18 protein-coding genes are annotated in these 20,352 nt (G+C 48.4%); 12 read left to right on the top strand and 6 right to left on the bottom strand.

From position 1 onward, the window contains the following. The first annotated feature begins 6 nt into the window (after positions 1-6). The 3 genes from ACR6HW_RS11625 to ACR6HW_RS11635 are packed head-to-tail and all read left to right on the top strand — an operon-like array spanning position 7 to position 3,268. On the top strand, positions 7-1,452 hold the full coding sequence (locus ACR6HW_RS11625; RefSeq protein ID WP_455727896.1) for a CehA/McbA family metallohydrolase: 1,446 nt from the start codon (positions 7-9) through the stop codon (positions 1,450-1,452). Then, the gene (locus ACR6HW_RS11630) at positions 1,445-2,170 is read left to right on the top strand and encodes an HAD family hydrolase (protein ID WP_455727897.1); all 726 of its coding nucleotides are present in this window, start codon (positions 1,445-1,447) and stop codon (positions 2,168-2,170) included. Before ACR6HW_RS11625 ends, ACR6HW_RS11630 begins: the two co-directional genes overlap by 8 nt. Positions 2,171-2,182: 12 nt before the next feature. Beyond that, positions 2,183-3,268: an ABC transporter ATP-binding protein gene (locus tag ACR6HW_RS11635; RefSeq protein WP_455727898.1), complete on the top strand. Its 1,086-nt coding sequence runs from the start codon at positions 2,183-2,185 to the stop codon at positions 3,266-3,268. A 66-nt stretch (positions 3,269-3,334) separates the two neighbouring features. On the opposite strand, the gene ACR6HW_RS11640 is transcribed toward ACR6HW_RS11635, so the two are convergent. Then, a complete protein-coding gene (locus ACR6HW_RS11640; RefSeq protein WP_455727899.1) occupies positions 3,335-5,044 on the bottom strand; it encodes a hypothetical protein in 1,710 nt (569 codons plus the stop codon). A gap of 399 nt (positions 5,045-5,443) precedes the next feature. On the opposite strand from ACR6HW_RS11640, the gene ACR6HW_RS11645 reads away from it, so the two are divergent. Together ACR6HW_RS11645 and ACR6HW_RS11650 are read left to right on the top strand one after the other, a co-directional pair. Beyond that, positions 5,444-5,593: a hypothetical protein gene (locus ACR6HW_RS11645; RefSeq protein WP_455727900.1), complete on the top strand. Its 150-nt coding sequence runs from the start codon at positions 5,444-5,446 to the stop codon at positions 5,591-5,593. A 223-nt stretch (positions 5,594-5,816) separates the two neighbouring features. Continuing rightward, entirely contained in the window at positions 5,817-6,068 is a 252-nt protein-coding gene (locus ACR6HW_RS11650) for a hypothetical protein (protein ID WP_455727901.1), read from the top strand. A gap of 176 nt (positions 6,069-6,244) precedes the next feature. Here the strand turns inward: ACR6HW_RS11650 and ACR6HW_RS11655 are convergent, their stop codons facing one another. The 4 genes from ACR6HW_RS11655 to ACR6HW_RS11670 form a co-directional block, all read right to left on the bottom strand. After that, positions 6,245-7,369 carry an aminotransferase gene (locus tag ACR6HW_RS11655; protein WP_455727902.1) on the bottom strand — a complete coding sequence of 375 codons (1,125 nt, stop codon included), beginning with the start codon at positions 7,367-7,369 and terminating at the stop codon, positions 6,245-6,247. 104 nt (positions 7,370-7,473) lie between these two features. Next, positions 7,474-8,646 (bottom strand): PucR family transcriptional regulator, encoded by a 1,173-nt coding sequence (locus ACR6HW_RS11660; RefSeq protein WP_455727903.1) that lies wholly within the window; start codon positions 8,644-8,646, stop codon positions 7,474-7,476. Positions 8,647-8,678: 32 nt separating this feature from the next. Then, entirely contained in the window at positions 8,679-9,116 is a 438-nt protein-coding gene (locus tag ACR6HW_RS11665; protein WP_455727904.1) for a GNAT family N-acetyltransferase, read from the bottom strand. A 45-nt stretch (positions 9,117-9,161) separates the two neighbouring features. Beyond that, positions 9,162-9,932 carry an IclR family transcriptional regulator gene (locus ACR6HW_RS11670; RefSeq protein ID WP_455727905.1) on the bottom strand — a complete coding sequence of 257 codons (771 nt, stop codon included), beginning with the start codon at positions 9,930-9,932 and terminating at the stop codon, positions 9,162-9,164. A 194-nt stretch (positions 9,933-10,126) separates the two neighbouring features. On the opposite strand from ACR6HW_RS11670, the gene ACR6HW_RS11675 reads away from it, so the two are divergent. The 4 genes from ACR6HW_RS11675 (at position 10,127) to ACR6HW_RS11690 (ending at position 14,408) form a co-directional block, all read left to right on the top strand. Next, positions 10,127-11,497, top strand: coding sequence for a YjiH family protein (locus tag ACR6HW_RS11675; RefSeq protein ID WP_455727906.1), 1,371 nt, complete (start codon positions 10,127-10,129; stop codon positions 11,495-11,497). Between the two features lie 9 nt (positions 11,498-11,506). Next, on the top strand, positions 11,507-12,673 hold the full coding sequence (locus ACR6HW_RS11680) for a pyridoxal phosphate-dependent aminotransferase (RefSeq protein WP_455727907.1): 1,167 nt from the start codon (positions 11,507-11,509) through the stop codon (positions 12,671-12,673). 673 nt (positions 12,674-13,346) lie between these two features. Next, positions 13,347-13,859 carry a hypothetical protein gene (locus tag ACR6HW_RS11685; RefSeq protein ID WP_455727908.1) on the top strand — a complete coding sequence of 171 codons (513 nt, stop codon included), beginning with the start codon at positions 13,347-13,349 and terminating at the stop codon, positions 13,857-13,859. 39 nt (positions 13,860-13,898) lie between these two features. Next, positions 13,899-14,408: a hypothetical protein gene (locus tag ACR6HW_RS11690; RefSeq protein WP_455727909.1), complete on the top strand. Its 510-nt coding sequence runs from the start codon at positions 13,899-13,901 to the stop codon at positions 14,406-14,408. A gap of 267 nt (positions 14,409-14,675) precedes the next feature. Here the strand turns inward: ACR6HW_RS11690 and ACR6HW_RS11695 are convergent, their stop codons facing one another. Beyond that, on the bottom strand, positions 14,676-15,359 hold the full coding sequence (locus ACR6HW_RS11695) for a hypothetical protein (protein WP_455727910.1): 684 nt from the start codon (positions 15,357-15,359) through the stop codon (positions 14,676-14,678). A 195-nt stretch (positions 15,360-15,554) separates the two neighbouring features. On the opposite strand from ACR6HW_RS11695, the gene ACR6HW_RS11700 reads away from it, so the two are divergent. The 3 genes from ACR6HW_RS11700 (at position 15,555) to ACR6HW_RS11710 (ending at position 20,252) form a co-directional block, all read left to right on the top strand. Continuing rightward, entirely contained in the window at positions 15,555-16,685 is a 1,131-nt protein-coding gene (locus ACR6HW_RS11700) for an IS4 family transposase (protein WP_455727911.1), read from the top strand. A gap of 377 nt (positions 16,686-17,062) precedes the next feature. Beyond that, complete coding sequence (locus ACR6HW_RS11705) at positions 17,063-18,691, top strand: ATP-binding cassette domain-containing protein (protein ID WP_455727912.1); 1,629 nt, start codon at positions 17,063-17,065, stop codon at positions 18,689-18,691. After that, positions 18,675-20,252, top strand: coding sequence for an ATP-binding cassette domain-containing protein (locus ACR6HW_RS11710; protein ID WP_455727913.1), 1,578 nt, complete (start codon positions 18,675-18,677; stop codon positions 20,250-20,252). The genes ACR6HW_RS11705 and ACR6HW_RS11710 overlap by 17 nt, the downstream gene beginning before the upstream one ends. Positions 20,253-20,352: the final 100 nt, after the last annotated feature.

Consider the following 20,352-nt stretch of genomic DNA (forward strand, 5'->3'; position numbering starts at 1 on the left):
GGGCGTATGAAACCGATGCAGGTAACACTAGATCAAGAGACGACGGTGCTTGAGATCGGAAGCCCAGGCGTGCCGATGGACCGACTGGTGCTCAAGCTGTCCATCGCCGCGGATACCCTTGTGTACTTGTGGGTCTACAGTCCGGAAGGCGTTTATTTGGGAGGGATTCATACGATGCCTACCAATTTGCCGCCGGCTCTGGTGCTGGGGGCGTCTCAATGGAGTCTCAACGGCGCCTGTCGGCCGCTGTCCGGCGGCAAATTTCGAGTGGTTGTCCAGCGCTTTGAACCGGTGTCTGCGGTTTTGACATATGCCGTAGACGGCGCAGGCGACGCAATGGTCGCAGCGCTGCCGCCGCATTTTCTTAAGAAGGCACCGCCTGTGGCACCACCGATTAAACCGGCTGTTTTTCAGTTCTACAAAGGCGATTTCCACGGTCATACGGTTTTTTCAGATGGCGAGATGAACGATTTAGAAGCGGCCGACGCTCTGAGGGTGCAGGGGCTGGATTTTATGGCGCTCACTGAGCACAACGCCATGCGCCTAGAGCCCCTCGAAGCGCCGTGTCCCATCATCCCGTCGTTTGAACTGACGCTGTCGACGGGGCATTTCAACATACACGGTGTTAAAAAGCAGCCATTGACGATGCCTAAGGCGCTCCTAGAAGGCGGTACATCGCTTGTGAACGCGTGTTTGAGAACATACCGTGAAGGGACTTTTATCACCGTGAACCATCCGTTTATGGCGCCTTGGCATTGTACTGAACAGGCGCTGGACATGGCGTTAGTGGACGCACTTGAAGTCATCTGCGACCCGACGTACCCATCGGCACCGGAAGCCAACGACCGAGCGGTGGCCTTTTTAGATTTTTTATGGCAAAAGGGGCTGAGACTGTTCGGCGTCGGCGGGAGCGATTGCCATCAAAAACCGACGGCGCGCTACGAGGGCGCACAACTCCCCAGTGTGTACGGCGATCCGTCGACGACTGTGTACAGCGCATCGGCGCAACCGGAAGCACTTTTGGCCAGTGCTCTAAGTGGGCATATGTATGTCGCGCGGTTCGTCTCTCTGTCACTGGACATCGACGGCGGTCTGCTTCCAGGGGAACAGTTCGACCCCGGTGAAGGGCGGCTGTTGACCTATGCAGTGACGCTGAACTGGCCGACGTTCTTTGCAGATGTCCCGCTCTGGCCGCTATTGGCACGTGGAAAATGCCAGTTCATTTTAAATGGCGAGGTGGTATCCAGTGAGCCGCTGTGTGAAGATCAAACACATGTGTACCGATTTGAGACGGCGGTATCTAGGGGTGCGGACATGTGGCTGAGATTCGGGATTGTCGATGGAGAGGGACATGAGCTCGTCTATGTCAATCCGGTTTATACAGTTGGCGAGCACGGTAAACGCCAAACCTTTGGCAATTATTTAGAGGAGTTTAAAAGACGGTATGATTAAAGGAATATTGTTTGATAAAGACGGCACCTTAATAGAATTTGAAAAAACATGGCATGCGGTTATGGGGCGTGTTTTCAATAAAATGGCGACGACGGGACTGGCTGATACAGACACCCTTCGGCGCATTAAAGCCTACTCGGGGTATTTGCCCCAGGGCTTTGCAACGGAAAGCAATGTACAGCACCTGCCCACGCGCGTTTTGGTCAGGGCGTGGGCAGAGCTGGTGTATCCGGAATCAGATGCCGCTTGCGAAGCGTGTGCAGGGCAGCTGATGCGCTGGGTGGACGAAGCCAGTCTCGATGCGTCCACACCTGTGGCCATACGCCCAGGCGTTCTAGAAACCCTTCACTACTTGTACGACAGAGGGTACAAGCTCGGCGTCGCCACTGCCGACACTCAGCGGTCGATGATGCACTCGCTGTGCAAAGCGGATGTGGTGCGGTTTTTCGACTATTTCGGCTCTGACGACGGCTTGACTCGCGGCAAACCCGCTGTGGACATGGCGGAGCGCTTTCGGCAGTGTTGTGGCCTCGAAGAAGGCGAACTGCTCATCGTCGGCGACAGCGTCAGCGATTTGGCATTTGCTCAAAAGGCAAAGGCCCATTTTGCAGGGGTGTTAAACAGCTACAGCGGTTTGACCAAAGCGCTTGTGGAAGCCACTGAAGACGCTGTGGGCATCGACCACATGGGTGAACTCATCAAAGTCTTTGAACTGTAAAGGAGGCGCAACGTGGCAACTTTAGCTTTAAATAATGTCAAAAAAACGTATGCAGGCGGGGTAATCGCTGTGGACGGTTTCACCCTCGACGTAGACGCTGGGGAGTTTATCATCTTTGTCGGTCCGTCGGGATGTGGCAAATCGACGACGCTGAGGCTGGTGGCCGGTCTGGAAGACATCGACGCCGGTGAAATCGCCATCGACGGCGTCTGTGTAAATCACATGGCGCCGAAAGACCGCGACATCGCCATGGTGTTTCAAAACTACGCGCTGTACCCGCATATGTCGGTGTACGACAATATGGCGTTTGGTCTTAAAATTCGAAAAGTTCCGAAGGCGCTCATCGATGAAAAGGTGCGCGAAGCCGCAAGAATCCTCGATATAGAGCCGTTGCTCGCGCGAAAGCCCAAAGCCCTTTCCGGCGGACAGCGCCAACGGGTGGCCATGGGCAGGGCGCTTGTAAGGGAACCCAAGGTCTTTTTAATGGACGAACCCCTGTCGAATTTGGACGCCAAGCTACGCGTTCAGATGCGGGCGGAGATTTCAAAGCTCCATCAAAAGCTCGGCGCGACTTTTATTTACGTCACCCACGATCAGGTGGAAGCCATGACGCTTGGGACGCGGATTGTGGTAATGCGCGAAGGGGTCGTTCAGCAAGTGGGCACGCCTAAAGCCCTCTACCAAACGCCGGCCAATGTCTTTGTCGCCGGATTTATCGGGTTGCCCCAGATGAACTTTATGCGTGCCGACGTGGTGACAACGGGAACCGATGTCGTTGCACTTCGTGTTGCCGGCGGGCAAATGCCACTCGCCCCTTTGCAGGGGGAGCGCCTTCATCAGGGCGGCTATATCGGCAAGCAGGTCATCTTGGGGATTAGACCTGAAAATATACAGCTGGGGGCAGGCGCATTTGATATGGATGTAGAAGTGGTGGAGATGTTGGGGGCCGATATGAATTTCATAGGCAAAATAGCCGGCGAATCCGTTGCTGTGGCCACACGTGCCACCGAATCGGTTTCCGTGGGCGATCGCCTGTCGGTGACAATTGACGCCGAAGCTTGTCATCTCTTCGACTGTGAAACAGAGAAGCGCATCTGATAGAGCGTAAAAAAACCCGCTCAAAGCTTTCATGCCTCCGAAAGCTTTGGCGGTTTTTTTAAACGCTTAATCGATAATGCCTAGGCGCTTTAAGTCTTCAACGTGCAAGCTGTAGCCGTGCTCGCTGAAGATGTATACGCGGATGCCTCCAAACACGTGCTCGCCGGTTTTGGAATGTCTTGCATCTGTAAGGCCTTCAAGGCGGTAGGATTTACCGTTTGCCACAATGGTAAATTCGTAAAAAGACCCCTTTGTTTTTTCAGGAACAAACTCTTTTTCTATCTCGATGCCCGGCATCTCTTCAAGTTTTGAAGAGGAAAGCCAGGTTTCGGAAAAGCTATCTGTTTCGTTTCTGTAGGCTTCATAAGGCTCAGCCACTTTTTTGATAAAAGAGGCTTTGTCGAAGTGTATCGATTTGTCTTTTAGAATTTTCAGCGTCAAACCGTCGACGGTTTGCTCACCGACTCGATCGAGATCGAAGTCGCCTAAAGCATACGAGAATCCCCAGTAGTGAGTATCCTCAGAGGCGATATTAGCAGGACCTGCAAGGCCCCCTTCATAGATGGCCATACCGTATACTTCCGACAATTCTGTTTCGTCGACCCATTGTTTTTGAAGGTTTAGAGCGGGTTCGATGAAGGCGTTCAACAAAGGCATAACATGTGTTTCAATATCCGGTCGATAGAGTCTGAGCACGCCGTCTTGTGCAATCATGCGTACCTTATTAAATTCTAGATAGCCGTTTTGAAACTGTGCGTATCCCGGTAACTCGTAGGTGTAGCCCAGTGTGAAGCCGTCTTTAGACCAGATGAGTTCCGGTGTTTCCTGACGAAAACCGCCGCCGGTATCCAACGTGAGGTGGTAGCTTTTTTCGAGTTCTTTCAGTGTCAGCCAATCTTTGTCGTGAATTTTAAAGTCGATGGTATCCGGTCTATAAGCGCCGTTAATGTAGTCTCTGACATATTCATCTGCACGTTGGTTCATGTCGAAATCGTCAAAGTAGTCCACGGCAAATTGACCGAAACTCTTTTCGATAACTGACCAGTTGACGCGGCCGAGTAAGTCGGTGATATGGCTATAAGCTTCTTTACGTGTGACAGTGGCGGAGATGCCGTTGTAAGTGATTCGGCCTCTATCGGACATAGAGAGCGGTTTCTTACGCTGAATAAAATACGTTGCATCCGGGTTGTCTAAAATATCCGACGCCACGTAGAGGGTGTAAACATCTTGCTCCGGAAAGCCGGAGAGAACGTCAAAGTCCTTGTGCTTATTGGATTTACCGGAAATGGTATAGGTCGGCTTTGTATTCGGTGGGGCGATTTTGTATTTGCCGACCTTTTTGGGGGCTTTTTTCGGGTCCAATTTAACCACATAGAGCGTGTTGTTGGCGTAATCGATGTGGGCATCATAGCCGATAACTTCGAGCAATGTAATGGCGTGCATATACGTTTGGCCGCCGCTCTTTTCAAACGGTTCTTGGAATGTGTAGCGGTATTCTGCGTTGGACAGCACGTTTTTGCCGTTTGAGTAAATTTTAATGCCGTCAAGTAAGGCGTAAGTCGACTTGAATTCTGCCCCGAAAAGTTTAAGTGTCGCTTCGTAAGGCAGCCATAATTCGTCGTATTCTCCGCCGAGCTTAGGTGCTTTTTCAAATTCAATGACGTCGCCGTTAAAGATGTAAACAAAGTTTTCCGCAGGCTTTAGGTCTGCAAATGAAGCTGCAGAGGCCATAGCGATGAGCACTGTCAGTGCAAGTATTCTAAGTATTTTTTTCATTTTGGTTGGTGAAAGACCGTTCTTTCACGCCTCCTTTCCCATTTTATAAAGCTGTTGTTGCCAACCCCTCCCTTTCTCTTACTTGTCAGATAAAAACAATTATTTCCTTCAAATAAAATTATAACATTATAATTTATGGGGTTCAAACAAAATGTGCCGAATTTTGGAAGGGGGGATAATTGGTAAGAAAATTTATAAGTATACAAAAAATATCGATTTAAAGTGTAAGATTTCGGCGTCTGGTACGTTATTATAATGAGTAGAAGAAAAAAGCTAAAGGGCCGTTGTTGAAGTGCTTAGAAATATCGGAGAGACAACATCAAAAGACTTTATTTTCCAAGGAGCAGGTGTATGACCCCATTAAAAACCTCTAAAAGACTCTTACTAACAATTCTCACCATGATTGCTTTAGTTGTACCTACTTTTGCTACAGACGAAAGTGCTGAAAGAGATGTCGACGACAGGAGTGGCCGCGTCACACGAATAGATATTCCGAATAATAAGCACGGTACGGTGTGCGCAATGAGGTCGAGCAATCTAGTCGATTGAGCTGCAAATCGGTTGTTATATTGACGCTCATTGTATGGATGATGTTGAGCGCTGGGGGCTTGAAAAAATGATGGGGGCTGATAGAGTCTTGTAGCACCTGTTGACGGTCTATATGAATAGGGTGACCATGTGAGTGTTTTAGAAAAGATGAGATTCTAACACCATGACAATGAACGCTTTTTCTTTGTAATTAATAAGAACTGTGAACAAAAGGAGACGAACTATGAATTTTAAAGCGCTGCCATTAATCGCTGTCTTTTTGGTGATACTTTTTTTAACCTATTTGATTTTGGGAACGTACAAAGCTGTTTTTTTGGTTGCAGGGGTATTTTTTATCGTATTGGGGCTCTTAAACTTTCTTAGAGACAAAAATAAGTTTGCCCGTTATGTAAGCTCTTTTCTCGTCAATAAGCAGTCGATCTCTTGGTATTTAATTCTCAATGGCGGCATACTTTTGTTACTCCGAGTGCTGTAAGGCGGCTGGTGAATACGTCCTAAAAATATGAAGGTGTACATAAAGCGTCGTGAGTAAACGCAAAGAGCGCGTTGTTAGGTTCCGTATAACCGGACGAAGACAACGCGCTCTTTTTTGATGGCGCTTGTAGACAGATGGTATTTAATTAAAGGGTATCGACGATAGGTACTGCGACTTTAGAGTGAATCAAATCGTCTGAGGTAGCGTTTAAACGCCGCCAATCCCCGCTTCAGTTCACTTGGGTTGAAGGCGTAGCCGATGCGCAGGCACCGCCCCATGTCAAAGCAGTCGCCCGGTGTCAACATAACACCCTCCACGGCAATGAGGTCGTGTGCGAGTTCTGTTGAAGCAACGGGCATGTCGTAATAGAGCAGTGCCGTCGTGCCCGCTTGTGGCGGTATATATTCGATATGGGGTTCCGAGGCGACCCACTCGTCTAAGAGCTGTCGGTTTTCAGCAATGATGGCATGGCTCCTCTTCAGCAACGCCGTCTTGTGCTCAAGGGCAAAGGCGCCGATGCATTCGTCCAGTATGCCGCAGCTGATTAGGGTGTAGTGGCGCATGTCGTAAGCCTTTTCAATGAAGGCCTTGGGTGCCGCCAACCAGCCCAGTCGCAGCCCTGCCATAGAAAAGACCTTGGACATGCTCCCAGTGCTGATGCCCTTTTCGTAGAGGTCGGCAATAGACGGTGGGTACGTTTCGTCGTGATTTAAATGGCGGTAGACTTCATCGCAGAGCACCCAAGCGTCGTTTGTTCTGGCGATATCGACGACGGCGTTTAGCGTTGCGAGATCGGCCAAAGCGCCTGTGGGGTTGTTCGGGTTGTTGAAGCAGATGACTTTTGTCTTTGGTGTAACGGCGGTTCTCAGCGCGTCGAGGTCCGGCATGAACCCCTGATCTTTTCTCAAGGGGACTGCTTTAACCACTGCGCCTAAGCTCTCTGGGACGCTGGTGTGCTGTTGGTAGGTGGGCACAATGACGACGCATTCGTCTCCGGGTTCGATTAAAGTCAATAATGCCAAGAGATTGGCGCCAATGGCACCGTTGGTACTGAGCACGCCGTCAGGCGACACCGTTTGATAAAGTGAAGCGACACCTTCTCGAAACGCCTGTTTGCCGGGGATTTCGCCGTAGGTGAGACGGGTGTTTTTCAGCACCTCGTCCAGTGCGCCGGCCGTACCGGTCAATTTCTCTAAATCGGCTAGGCTGAGGGAATCTACACAGGTTTCAGCCAAATTGTACGTGCAGCGCGTCTCGTATAGATCCATCCAGCGCTCGACGCCAAAAGGGGTAATGTGCATGCGAAAACTCCTTTCTCTATGGGGTAACGGTTCTATAGACAGTATAAGGCATAAAAAGAGCCGCGGGTTTGTAGCGGGTACAAACCGAGCGGCTTTTGTTTGAATTACAGACAAATGTTCAGTTCTATCAAGGCGTAGAGGCGGATAGCAATGGAGAGCTCTTCATAAAAAGTCCACGCGCCGGCCTCGGGGCACAGACGCTCGTGTATGGTTTTAATTCGATAGCGCACTGTGTTTTCGTGAACATACAGTTTCTGCGCCGCCACTTTTAAATCGCCACCGGATTCAATGTATTTAAGAGCCGTTTTTACCAACTCCGTGCCGTTTTCAGCATCGTGCGCCAGCAACGGCGCCATGTACTGCGCTTGGTAACTGCCGAACCAAAGCGAGTCCCGATGGGGCAACAGAAGCTTGTAAAGGCCGATGTCTTTGAAAGCGGTGACTGTGGCGGCACCTTTTGCGGCCATTTGCGCCCACACCGCTTCTCGAATGGCAAGGGACAGGGCATGAAAGGTTTCGACGACGCCACTGGCGCCGACGGACAACGTATCCGGCGAGAGCCCCATTTGAATGAGGGCGTCGTCAAAGGCGTGCCGATAGGCGGAGAACCGGTCTGTGCTTTTTGAGAGCAGCAGGAGGACGCCGCCTTTGTAGCAGAAGAGCGCACTGGAAGGCGCTTTGTCACTGCTTCGCGCGTAAGCGCCAGTCAAGCGTCTCGGGTCAAAAGTATCGCTTGACGAACGGGCGTAGAAGGCGACGACGTGGCTTTGAAAGCGCCTGTTCAGCGTGTAGACGATATCGCGATGTGCGTCGGGAGAAAGCGAACCGTGCATCAGCGTTTCAATTTGAGCTTCAAAGTACGCCAGCTGCCTCAGGGTGCGGAGGGCGTCGGTGAGCTCGACGATGATGGCTTCGAAATAAGTGCTGTTGTCAAACAAAAAGATGGGAAAGCCTTCGGCGTCCGCCAGTTGAACAACAGCTTTGGGCAAGGTTTTCACAAAGACGGTTTTAATGGCTAGGGCACTGACATTTAAGTCGATGAGCTTTTGTACCGTCTCCAGGAGACCGTCTTCATCGCGACAGGTGTTAAAAAGGCTGCTGAGCACAAAGTCCCCAGCGGTAAATTGGCGGGGGTACGCTTCTGAAACGGCGCTTGAGAATTCATAATCCAGAATGGCCGTCTGTTCAATAGAGGTGTCCAGCCCCTTTGAACCGGCGACGAGCTGAAGGTGCTCAAAGGTTTTGAGTGCCATGGCCTCTCGAACGGTTAGCGGCATGTGGCCTCCTTTCTCTTTGTCGTGTGCGGTGTCTATAGGCACATTTTTTCCATGAAAATGGCGGTGCCCTCCGATGCGTAACCGCAGGCTTTGTAAAGCGGCTCTGCACTTTGGTTTGCATACAGGCGGAGCCCCCTTGCACCTCTTCGTTCAGCGCATTCGTCGGCTTTTGACATAAGTGCCCTGCCGATGCCGCGCCTTCTGTATTCGGGCTGTACCCAGAGTTCGTCGACATAGAGGTAGCCGCGACCGCCGTATTTGCCCACTTTTGGCAAATAGATTAAGGCAATCCAGCCGACCATCTGGCCGTCTGCTTCAGCGGCGTACAGCGTGAGGTTAGGATTTTCCAGTTCTTTAAGAACCCTAGGGGCGATGCTTGTCGTTTCTTTTTTTTCGCACCCGTTTATGCGCCGGTAGACCATGGCGTCAAAAGCGTCGTAGTTGTGCGGTGTGATCTGTGTCAGCGTCATAGAGGACCTCCATAAGTTCGCATCGTGTTTAAGGGGGCAACAGAGCTACAACAAATTGTCGGGCTCGAGGTAGTCGATTAAGTCGGAGATGGTTTTGGCCGCCAGTTTAATTTTGCCTTCTAGGTCGGTCATGCCCTTGAGGGCCAATCTGGACTTGGGGCCACTGATGCTCACCGCAGCGACAGTGTTGCCGCGGTGGTGGACAGGCGCGGCGATGCAGTAGAGACCGTACTCGTATTCTTCGTTGTCGTAGGCGATGTGCCGTGTCAGTATGGCCTCTCTTTCGGTTAGAAAGGTGTTGTAGTCGACGATGGCGTTTTCCGTTCGCTTGACACAACGCTCGCTGCTGAAAAAGTCGGCCAGCGCCGCATCGGACTTGGTGCTCAAGAACAGTTTGCCGGAGGCTGAGCAGTTTAGCGCACTGATGGGAATTAGACGCGAAGCGAGGATAGAGTTCCCCGTGGACGACTTGTAGAGGTTGAGCGCATAGCCGGCGTGCTCGATGCTCAAGCTGATGCTTTCGCCGATGTCTTCTGAAAAGTTGTCGATGACAGGTTTGGCGAGAGAGACCATTGAGAGGCCGGCAGCCACTTTAGCGCCGTATTTAATGAGCACGAGGCCCAGACGGTATTTGTCGGTTTGTGGGGCCTTGTCCACGAGACCCCACTTTTCGAGGGTGGTGAGAATTCTAAATACAGTGGCTTTCGGAAGGTCGAGGTCGGCAGAGAGTTTGCTCACGCCGACAGCTTTGTCGGCCTTGTAAAGGTAATCCAGCACTTCACCGGTGCGGTCGATCATGGTATTGATATTGGACATGTGTGTGCTCCTTGTGTACAGATTCGCAAGATGCGTTTAGCGGTTATTTGACTCCATTATACCACAGGAAGGGGGCTTGCGTGGAGAACGTCGAGATTATCTTGAAACAACGTTTCAAAAAACTCTGGACATTTGTTAACAAAGTGTTATAATTTAAACAAATAATGAAACGCCGTTTCAAAAAGGAGGTCTGTATGTCAACAGATGTGAAGAGGTCGTTTACAGCGGGTCAAAAACTCAAATTCATCGTGCCGTCACTGGTGGGTTTGCTGCTCTTTGTGGTGCCGTTGCCTTGGGGCGGCGGTGATTTCACCATAGGCGTCGGTTACATGGCGTCGGCGTTTAAAGCCGCCTACGGCAGTTTTTTGCCCGCTTTTATGGTGGGCGTCGTCGGCGTGAGCGCGCTCCTCGCCACCCTGTGTACGGTTTTAAAACCCAAAGCGGTGATGGCGAGTACGTTTCTTAAAAACCTGTTGGTGCTGAGCCCCATGGGACTGGCGGTGCGCCTTGTATCGGCTTTTTTCGGCGCAGTCATCATCGGCGGTGTCGATGCCATGGGACTCGACAAAATATCGAGTGCGGTTACCGGCGGCGTGGTGGTCAACGATTTGTTTCCCGTTCTCGCCACTTGGTTTTTCTTTTCGGGGTTCTTTTTGCCACTGCTCATGGCGTTTGGCTCCATGGATTACCTCGGTACCTTGATTCGCAAGTTTATGCGGCCGCTCTTTAAAGTCCCCGGCCGTTCGGCTATAGATGCCATCGCTTCGTGGATTGGTTCGGGGCCGGTGGGCGTGGTCATCACCGACAAACAGTACCGCGAAGGGTACTACACGACCAAAGAGGCATCGATTATCGCCGTGTGCTTTTCACTGGTGTCGCTTCCGTTTGCCGTGTTTATCCACGAGTTTTTGAAATTGACGACGAGCTTTTTAGCCTTTTACGGTGCCATTAGCTTGGCGTCTTTTACCGCGGCGTTAATTCTTCCGCGCCTCTACCCTCTGTCGAGAAAACCGGAACGCTACAAAGACGGCGTCGAAGTGAAGATTAACGAAGTCGTTCCCGAAGGGCGGACGACGCACAGTTGGGCTTTTGAGCGCGGCGTGTTGAGAGCATCGGAGGCACCGGGCGTTAAAGGCCTCGTCCTTTCGGGTCTCCAAACGGTGGTTGACGTGTATTTCAGTTTGATGCCCATCGTCTTGCTGTTGGGGACGCTCTCCCTTATTGTCGCCGAATACACGCCGGTTTTTCAGTGGATTTCAAGGCCGCTGGTTCCCGTGTTCCAGTGGTTACAAGTTCCTGAGGCATCGGTGGCGGCGTCGGCGGCACTGGTGGGTTTTGCCGATATGTTTTTGCCGTCGATTTTCGTACAAGGGGCGCAACATGAAATGACGCGTTTTGTTATCGGGGCGCTGTCGTTTACTCAGTTGATTTACATGACGGAGACCGGCGCCATTATCTTGCGCTCAAAAATACCGCTGAGTTTACCGGAATTGCTGCTTATCTTTATCGAACGCACACTGATTACGCTCCCGATTGTCGTATGGATTGCACATTGGGTCTACTAGGAGGACAGAATGAAACACAAACACATCGCCAAACGCTATTGGAAAGACAAGTCGACGCCTATGGGCGCTGTGGATGCACTGGCAAAAAAATACGACGACGTCATCGATTTGAGTTTGGGCGATCCGGACCAAACCACTGACGTGGGCATTATTGACTTTGCTTTTGAAGAGGCGAAAAAAGGGCATACGAAATACACGGATTTTAGGGGCGATCCCGAACTGCGTACAGAGGTGCGCAAGTTTTACAAATCGGCTTACGAGGTGACGCTTGAAGACGAAGAAGTGATGATTTCCGCCAGTGCCTGCCTCGGCATGTTCTTAGCACTGGAGGCAATTGTCGATCCCGGCGACGAGGTGATTATTCACGCGCCGTACTTCACGCCGTACTACCAACAGATTGAACTGGTAGGAGGTGTACCGGTAGAGTTGGCCACTTACGAAAAAGACGATTTTCAAATTGATGTGGCACTTCTCGAAGCGGCGATTACCGAGCGGACGCGGGCCATTGTTATCAACTCTCCCAACAACCCCACCGGAAGCGTGTTCAGTTTGGAGACATTAGAAGCGGTGGCGGCACTGGCCATTCGCCACGACCTCGTCATCATTGCCGACGAAATCTACGGGGCGTATACTTTCGACAGGCCTTTTGTTTCACTGGTGACACTGCCGTCGATTCGAGACCGCTTGATTGTACTGAACAGCTTTTCAAAGGATTACACCATGACGGGGTGGCGCGTGGGCAACATCATCGCACCAAAGGCGATTGTATCGGTGTGTCAGACGATTAATGAAAACGTCGTCTTTACTGCGCCGTCCATTTCTCAGCGCGGAGCGCTTTACGCCTTGCGTCACCGCGATGAGATTCAGCCACCTGCTGTGGCACTTTACAAGTCGCGTGTGCTGTATGCCGCAGAACGCATTAACCAAATTCCGTGGATGCGCGTGTTGAAACCGAAGGGGACGTTTTACCTCTTTATCAACATTGAGGCGACGGGGTTGACCTCTGCTGAGGTGAGCAAACGGTTGCTCGATGAAGCGCAGGTGTTGACCATTCCGGGCAATGCCTTTGGCACATGTGGCGAAGGGTACATCCGCATCGCCTGTACGGTGGGCATCGAGACGCTGAAAACGGCTTTTGATCGCATCGCGCAGATACAGTTAAATACGATTCAATAGAAAAAGCGCCTGAGACCGCGTGGATGTCGTGGTTTTAGGCGCTTTGCGTCTGTGGAGGGCGCGTGATAATGTTAAATAAAATTAACAAGTGTAATGTTTAACCTTTGTTGTTCGTTTTTATAGGTAGAGATGAAAAAAATATTAAACATTCGTAAAATGTGTCCCTTTTTTGGGTTCTGGCGACATTATCTTATAGAAAGCTTGTTGTGAACACCCCATGTAATAGAGACGATGCTCAATAAAGTCATTTAAATCAGGGGAAAAGAACAACGGCTTAATAATGCGCGGCTGGAACACAGCTTAGTTGGATGATTTTTAACAATGGATTCGGTATGTTTAGAAATGAGGTCGAAATGAAAAAGTATGTTTTTATAGGGTGTGCATTTTTATTGGCTACTTTATCGCTGTTTTGTGTGAATACTCAAGACCAAGCGATTGGGGGAACGTGGAAGCTGGAGACGATATCTGACACAGATAAAAAAGTGCCTTGCGATAGGGGGGATATGATTTTAACCTTTGATAGAAACAACGCTTTCCGGTGTTTTGCGTACAAGGAGATATGAAGACAACACAAAAGATTTTTCCATTACGCTTACGATGGGAGATAAGATTTTATCGTTTGTTTCGGCGTAAATAATCTTATTGACAGGGTAATTTTTTAGGGGAGGATGACATGAAAAAAATATTTTGGTTTGTGATAATTGTTTTGTTGGTAGGCGGCTGTTCTAATTCTACGGGAGATACATCAAAGGTTGTAGATGATAATCAGTCGAGGGGGCAAAAAATACATGACGATGAGACCTATACGTTTTTCGTTAAGTTGGATGCCGATATGCCTGATTTTGAGTTGAAACTGCCCAAGGTCTTTTTCAGTTCAGAGGCTGCGTTTGGAATTCAAGTAGAGACAGGTGATAATAACAGCGCCTCTGTTGATTTTCTCTATTATGAAACGACTAAAGAGGGGATTGATTGCGGTGGCACTATTTTTCGAGTTCTTGTCTTTGAGCGTTCTAATCCTGATATTTATGGTGATGTTCTTGAAGAAACAGATGCGTTTACCTATACTTTTTGGACTTGGACTATGGAGACAGAGGAAAATGAGAGCGCTTCATTCTCTGAACTGTACAATGAGAAGTTTGTAGAACTTATGCCTTCAATCAAAAATTCTATTAAAATTATCGATTAAAAGGTTGTGTTCACAGTACTAAGAGAGGGAGGGGCGTTTATGAAAAGAGGGGTATTTTTTATAGGGTGCGTAGGTCTTATTTTAGGGCTGACTATTTTGGTTTGGGATGTCTATAACGCCATGGGTGTAACTGGAGAAGCTATTGAAGTTCAAGCCAGAGAAAGTCAAAATATCCCTGAAAGTTGGGAAGTGTCTAAACAGACCACTGAAAACCTGTCGGCTATGATTTTTTATAATGACACTCAAACTCAGCATACTTTTTCACTGTATGTGCGTCGTACAGGGGGCTATTTTTTTAGGCAAGGGGGAATTGCCACGGCTGTTGCGGCTGATGTAAGAGTGTTTAATCTAGAAGGGATAGAGGAGAATGCTTATATTTCTATGAACTCAAAAGGTTTGAGTTTGGTACAAATTACAAAAGGTACAGCTATCGAGACGGTAGATCTCGACCCCAATAAGCCTTTTGCTGTGATTGTGCACGAGAACGCAGGGGTAAGTTTTTTTGATGCCGATGGGAACGTCCTATACGAAAAACAACCGGAACAATAGCAATAGTGGTGTTCTGGAAAAAGATTTTAAGATGTAAAAAGGATAGACGGTGAAGTAATCTTATATTATTAGAGTGCTGTGTTTCCATTTGTCGCATTTTCATGGATATCTCCAGTAGAGATACTTATAAGCGTGTGTCTGTGAGACCTTTCTGTACGTTCGATGTGGTATCTCGGTGGTCTGTCTCCACCGAAAAGGGCCTGTAAAGTATTCTACAAAATAATACGCAAAAAACAGCCACCGTTTGGTCAGCGGTGGCTGTTGTGATTATTTCCCTACAGCCGTGAAGATTTCAACGGCCTCTTGGACTTGGGTTTCCAGTGCAAAGCGACCGTTGGTTGCGTCGTATTCAAAAGTCGAATTTTTTAAATCGGCGGCGGTTTCATAGACGTATAGGGCCACTTTTTTGTTGTCGATGTAGAAAATAACGCCGTCAACAGCGCCTACCATGTCGAAAAAGGGCTTTTCTTCGATATCTACGTCATGGCCTTTTTCGGTATAGGCTGCGACAAAATCTTCAAGTTGCATGTCGGCGTTTTCTGTAACCTCGGGCTCTTCGGAAGCTGTGTCTGCGGGCGCTTCTTTTGCCGTGTCTTTTGCGGTTTCCTGGCCGACTTCTGTTCCGGTGTTCTCAAAGAGGGTCTTGGCGGTGGCACTGCGCGTTTCAAGACCGAATCGACCGTTGACTGCATCGAATTCAAAACCGGAGTCCTCTCGCTTTTTGTCGCTTTCGTATGCGTAGATGGCGACTTTTTCGCCGTCGACTTCGAAGAGGATGCCGTCGGTTGCCTGAATCAGTGCAAACAGCGGTTTGTTTTCAAGAGTGACCGTGTAGCCTGCTTCGGTGTAGGTGTCGACAAAGTTTTCAAGTGTCAAAGGTGTCGACGACGAACAGCCTACGACACTGCCGATGAGCAGTAACATCAGCAGGAACAGCGTTGTTTTTTTCATGATGACCTCCATAATGATGTGTTTGATTTATCACTAGCGTTGCATAAAACTTAATCAATAGCAAAAGAACAATAAATAACAATAATGTCTATTAAGGGGTTTAAAATCAATAAAAAAGTCCTTATACTAGATTCATGGAGCACACATAGATGGTCTCGCACAAATCTAATACAAGGAACACAACATCTATATTATATGAAATTTAAGACCATTGGTAAAGTACTTGAACCCCTAAATTCAAAAAAAGTTAAAAATATCATCAAAACGAATAACTGTGATGCTTATGCCAAGAAGTTAACGACTCAAAACCTAATCAAACTCTTTGTCACCGCAAACCTGAAAGAACATGATGGCCTCAGAGCCATCTCAACGGATCTGCTGTTTGATGACAATTATCAGAGGTATCTTAAACTAGATTCTATAAGCCCTTCTCAGCTCTATAGACGACTGTCAGCTCTCGATACATCTGTGCTCCAGAACATCTTCACGCATCTGGTGTCACAGCTTCACGGGCAGTTTGAGAGCGCCCAGTTAAATGAAGATACATTGGCACTGAATATTGTTGATGCCAGCGTTATCACAAAAGCATTAACGGGCATGGCGTGGGCGAAATACCGAAAAACAAAAGCGGGTGTCAAATTACATCTCGGCCTTCGCTATTATGGTGAAAACGCACTTTATCCAAGTAAAGCCACTGTCACTGGCGCAAAAGAACATGATGTGAGTGAAATGCTCAGCGTGACGGATTTTACACCAGGCGTCATCAATGTTTATGACAGAGGCTATGTGGATTACGATCGCCTAGATCAAATCCACGAAGCTGGTGGTTGTTTTGTCGTTCGCATGAAGAGCAACTCTGTGACATGGGCGAATACGCGCTATGATAATCCAAAGGGCGTTCTTTACGCCTCAAAAGGCCCTGTGGGTTCAGGCAGCAAAAAGACTAGGCATGAATACCACTATATTCAGCAAGCAGATGATGACGGAACTATTTATCACTTTTTGACAAACGTCCCTGACCTTGAAACCGACACAGGGCTCTGTTTTGAAGACGTCTGTAATATCTATAAACTCAGGTGGAAAATTGAACTCTTTTTCAAATGGCTTAAACAGCATTCTAAAGTCAAGCATTTCTTTGCGACTGATGAAGTGGGCGCGGTAAACCAAATTTACCTTTCGCTCATTCTCTACTGTCTACTCGCTCTGTTTAAGCAAAACCTGAGAACAGACGCACCACTAAACAAGATCAGGGTTGCTATAAGAGCAAGTCTTTACAGTACTTTTGAAAGTTTCAAACGAAAGATTATGAGGCTCAATCCTTTTTAGATTAATCTATCCATATATGGCTCCCATCACTGTGCAACGAGACTGTCTGCTTAGAGTCAGCTTTTTTTCATTAGTAGAATCGACAGGGTTACATTTTTATCCTTATAAAGCGTAATATGGATTTGCTCTAGATTTGTAGTTGAGTTTATGCAACGCTAGTGTTGATTTATGTACTGTCTCCTATTTTATCCGATTTTGTCGCTTATGACCATATAATTATAGCATCTTTTAAATAAACAGCCTTTGGACGGTATGGCTGTGAGCTGGTTTGTGGTTAAGTCGGTCTTATTGCATTGAAAAAAGATGGAAAACTCTAAAACTATCGTATATAGTAAAAAGGAAGAGACATCTTTTACAGACTGTATATTGGAGGGGTTATGGGGAAAACTTTAAAGCGCATACAGGACGTCGTGTCACTTGTGAAAAAGAAACACGCGCTCATCCTGTTGTCTGTGCTCAGTGGTGTACACCACTTAATCGGCTTTGTCGGCGTACCACTTGCGTTTGTCGAGGTGGTAACGGTTATGACGGAGAAGCGGTTGTCGGCGTTTAGAGGTGCATTTGCGGTATTGGCTGTACTGCTCATATGCAATGCGATTGTGTTGAGGCTCAGGGCTTATTTGTCTAAACACATCACCTATCAGATGGCGTTGACACTAGAGATGCACGGTTTGTCCAAGCTTCAAGCGTTTAAGACGTGGGGCGACATGGAGAAGGGCGCGTACCTTTCAGTGATTAAAAATCTGGCGTCGACGATCTGTGGAACCGTTGTTCGTTTGTGCGAAGACGGCGTGGCGATAGGGGTGATGCTCACTGTCGGAACCGGTGTGGTTTTTAAAATAAGCCCATTGGCCGTTGTGACCAGTTACATATTGACGTTTTTTCTAATAGCCCTCAATCGAAAAAACGTGTCGGGGATTCCCAAACTTGAAGAAGCGCAAAATCAGTCGATGGACGATATGAATTCGATGATTGTGCATTTGGTGAACAACCACGAAATCACCCGTTTTCTCAATCGCTTTAAGCTGTCGCATTACTTCTTGGAGAAGAGTGAGGCCATTACGTCAAAGATGGTTGCACTGAGACGTAAAACGTACCGTGCCGATCAGATAAAGCGTTATGGGAATCTCGTGGTGGTTATCGCCGTTCTCTTGGTATCCGCTCTTCAATACAATCGGTTCGACGGACATCAAATTGCGTCTATTGTGTCCTTGTTGTTAATTGTGCCTAAAGTGACGGAACAGCTGTTTAAATTGCCCGATTTTCTCGTGTCGTTGAACACCACTGCAGGTAAAATTGACCGTTATTTTACGGTTGTAAACGGGGCGGCTTATGTCGGTGGTGAGACGCCTTTAGACGCCTTTGAATCCATTTGCTTTTCAGAGGTGAAGTTGCCTTTTGAGGGCTGCGACTTTAAAATCGACCTCGCTATTCAAAAAGGTGAAGTCATCGGCTTGACTGGGGCTTCCGGTGTCGGCAAGAGCGCCATTGTCAAAGCGTTGCTGGGTATTTCACCTTATGAAGGCGCCATACTGATAAATGGCATCGGTTTGGAAGCATATGACCGAAAGCAGTTGTGGCAAAGCGTCGGCTATATCGGCAATCAGGTGACGGTTTACAGCACAACTGTGAGACACAATGTGGTGTTGGGGCGAGTGGATGTAGAGGATATAGAGGTTTTAGAGGCACTGAAAGCGGTCGGTTTAGACGCTTTTGCAACTGAAGAAGGGCTGGGGCGCGCGGTGACAAAGGCGGATTTTTCGACGGGGCAGCTGAAGCGACTGGCGTTTGCAAGGGCGTTGATTGGTGCACGTGGGCTGTATCTTCTCGACGAGCCTTTGGCCTCAATAGACGAGGCGTCGTACAAGCCTTTAATCGATTTGTTAATGTGCAAGGTGCGAAAGGAAGAAGGCACAGTCATTTGGATCAGTCACAAGAAGACGCTGTCAGAATACGCCGACAGAGTTTATGAGATTACAAGGGGGAGTTATGAAAGGCTTTCGTGAGTTTTGGGCGATCAATAAAATCGCCATTCGGGGTTCTGTAAAACCCTTCGTCAGTTTTTTAGTGGCGTTTAGCGCTGTCCTTATTCTCTCGCCAATTGTAAAGCCCTTGATTTTTGTCGAGGCGTTAAATGCGTTTGAAAAAGGGCAGATTACCGCGATTTACAAGGCGTGTTTTTGGGCATCGGGTATTATCTTAGGGCTCTTTGTGGTATCGTATTTTCTAAATGTCTACGGCGACTCGTGGATTACGCGCATTATGAACAACGGTAAATTCTCTGTTTTAAGGCTGTACAGCGAAATGAGCTTTTACCGGACGAAGAAAGACCGTTCTTATGGCGCTGTTCAAAACACTATTGAAAGTGGCATCTCCGACAATATGGTGGTGTGGGCGAAGTTGACAGTAATCTTTTCAAAAGTCGTGTCAATTGTGTTTTTAACGGCGATGGGGCTTGAAATATCCAGGGCTTTTTTGGTTATTGCATTTTTCCTGATTCTACTGGAGTTTGTCATCTACAGCTTGTCAAGTAAATGGGTACGGTTCTATTCAAAGCAACAGGAAACGCTAAAGGGCGTGCGCAACACGTATTTAAACGATATGGTGTTGACGGTTGAAAACAGTGTTCTGGACAATATGTACGACTGGCAGTTGGCCGAGTACAGGCGCGTTCGGATGACCATGAACGACGTCTTGAATGCGAGCAATAGAAAACTGGCACTCTACAAAGGCATCAGCGATGGGCTAATCATCGTGACCAAGCTGACAACGGTTTTGGTTGTTTTAAACGCACTGGACAGCCGCGTGATTTCAGCGGGAATTATTTCAACGGTGTTTTTGGTGATTGACGCGCTCAGGGATTCTATTGTTCAGATGCGCGACGACGTGGTGAGCTTACAGACGATTTTCGTCCCGTCTGTGAATTTGAAGAACTTTTTAGATGCCGGTGCGCCTGCCCTTGTGTATGGGACAAGTGACACGCATGTGATTGAAGCGGACGCCATCAGTTTCAGTGTCGACGGTACATGTATTTTTGAGAACGTCAGTTTTGGCGTAAAACCACATGAGAAGGTGGCCATTATCGGTGAGAACGGCACCGGGAAAACGACGTTTGTTCGATGCCTGCTGTGCCTTTACGAGGTGGAGAATGGGGGGATTCGTTACAATGAGGCCTTTGTTGAGCATCCGCATACGCTGGCGTATATCCCCAACGACAATCAGCTGTTTAACCTATCTGTGACGGAAAACATCGAGATTGCTACCGCCGAGGCTGAGGCGCTAACTCTGGAGGACATTAAAGCGTTTGAAACTGGGGCGGTGGCGCACTTATCTGACGGTGAGAAGAAGCGCGTCTGCATCTCGAGAGGGGTCAATATGCCGTCTCGGGTATTAATTGCCGATGAGCCCTTTGAGGGATTGGATGCGAAGAACAAAGAGCGGTATATGGCATTTGTATGGCGTCATTTTGAAACGGTGGTGATGGTCACCCACGCCGGTGAGGATTTGGAGCGGTTTGATAAGGTCTATGAGATGAAAGACAAAGGACTGGTGTTGGTAGCCGGTTAGCGATAGGGTGCCCACGTGCATCGGGTATGAGAAAGGGATAGATGGGAAGGCATTGAGAGGCTTTCAACACGGTAATAGGTGTTGAAGGTCTTTTTTTGGG

This window comes from Fusibacter sp. JL298sf-3 (assembly GCF_053842995.1).

What these genes read in the sequence shown, in the direction of transcription:
- ACR6HW_RS11625 (WP_455727896.1), top strand. Translation starts at nt 7, where the DNA reads ATGAAACCGATGCAGGTAACACTAGATCAAGAGACGACGGTGCTTGAG.
- ACR6HW_RS11630 (WP_455727897.1), top strand. Translation starts at nt 1,445, where the DNA reads ATGATTAAAGGAATATTGTTTGATAAAGACGGCACCTTAATAGAATTT.
- ACR6HW_RS11640 (WP_455727899.1), bottom strand. Translation starts at nt 5,044, where the DNA reads ATGAAAAAAATACTTAGAATACTTGCACTGACAGTGCTCATCGCTATG.
- ACR6HW_RS11645 (WP_455727900.1), top strand. Translation starts at nt 5,444, where the DNA reads ATGATTGCTTTAGTTGTACCTACTTTTGCTACAGACGAAAGTGCTGAA.
- ACR6HW_RS11650 (WP_455727901.1), top strand. Translation starts at nt 5,817, where the DNA reads ATGAATTTTAAAGCGCTGCCATTAATCGCTGTCTTTTTGGTGATACTT.
- ACR6HW_RS11655 (WP_455727902.1), bottom strand. Translation starts at nt 7,369, where the DNA reads ATGCACATTACCCCTTTTGGCGTCGAGCGCTGGATGGATCTATACGAG.
- ACR6HW_RS11660 (WP_455727903.1), bottom strand. Translation starts at nt 8,646, where the DNA reads ATGCCGCTAACCGTTCGAGAGGCCATGGCACTCAAAACCTTTGAGCAC.
- ACR6HW_RS11665 (WP_455727904.1), bottom strand. Translation starts at nt 9,116, where the DNA reads ATGACGCTGACACAGATCACACCGCACAACTACGACGCTTTTGACGCC.
- ACR6HW_RS11670 (WP_455727905.1), bottom strand. Translation starts at nt 9,932, where the DNA reads ATGTCCAATATCAATACCATGATCGACCGCACCGGTGAAGTGCTGGAT.
- ACR6HW_RS11675 (WP_455727906.1), top strand. Translation starts at nt 10,127, where the DNA reads ATGTCAACAGATGTGAAGAGGTCGTTTACAGCGGGTCAAAAACTCAAA.
- ACR6HW_RS11680 (WP_455727907.1), top strand. Translation starts at nt 11,507, where the DNA reads ATGAAACACAAACACATCGCCAAACGCTATTGGAAAGACAAGTCGACG.
- ACR6HW_RS11685 (WP_455727908.1), top strand. Translation starts at nt 13,347, where the DNA reads ATGAAAAAAATATTTTGGTTTGTGATAATTGTTTTGTTGGTAGGCGGC.
- ACR6HW_RS11690 (WP_455727909.1), top strand. Translation starts at nt 13,899, where the DNA reads ATGAAAAGAGGGGTATTTTTTATAGGGTGCGTAGGTCTTATTTTAGGG.
- ACR6HW_RS11695 (WP_455727910.1), bottom strand. Translation starts at nt 15,359, where the DNA reads ATGAAAAAAACAACGCTGTTCCTGCTGATGTTACTGCTCATCGGCAGT.
- ACR6HW_RS11700 (WP_455727911.1), top strand. Translation starts at nt 15,555, where the DNA reads ATGAAATTTAAGACCATTGGTAAAGTACTTGAACCCCTAAATTCAAAA.
- ACR6HW_RS11705 (WP_455727912.1), top strand. Translation starts at nt 17,063, where the DNA reads ATGGGGAAAACTTTAAAGCGCATACAGGACGTCGTGTCACTTGTGAAA.
- ACR6HW_RS11710 (WP_455727913.1), top strand. Translation starts at nt 18,675, where the DNA reads ATGAAAGGCTTTCGTGAGTTTTGGGCGATCAATAAAATCGCCATTCGG.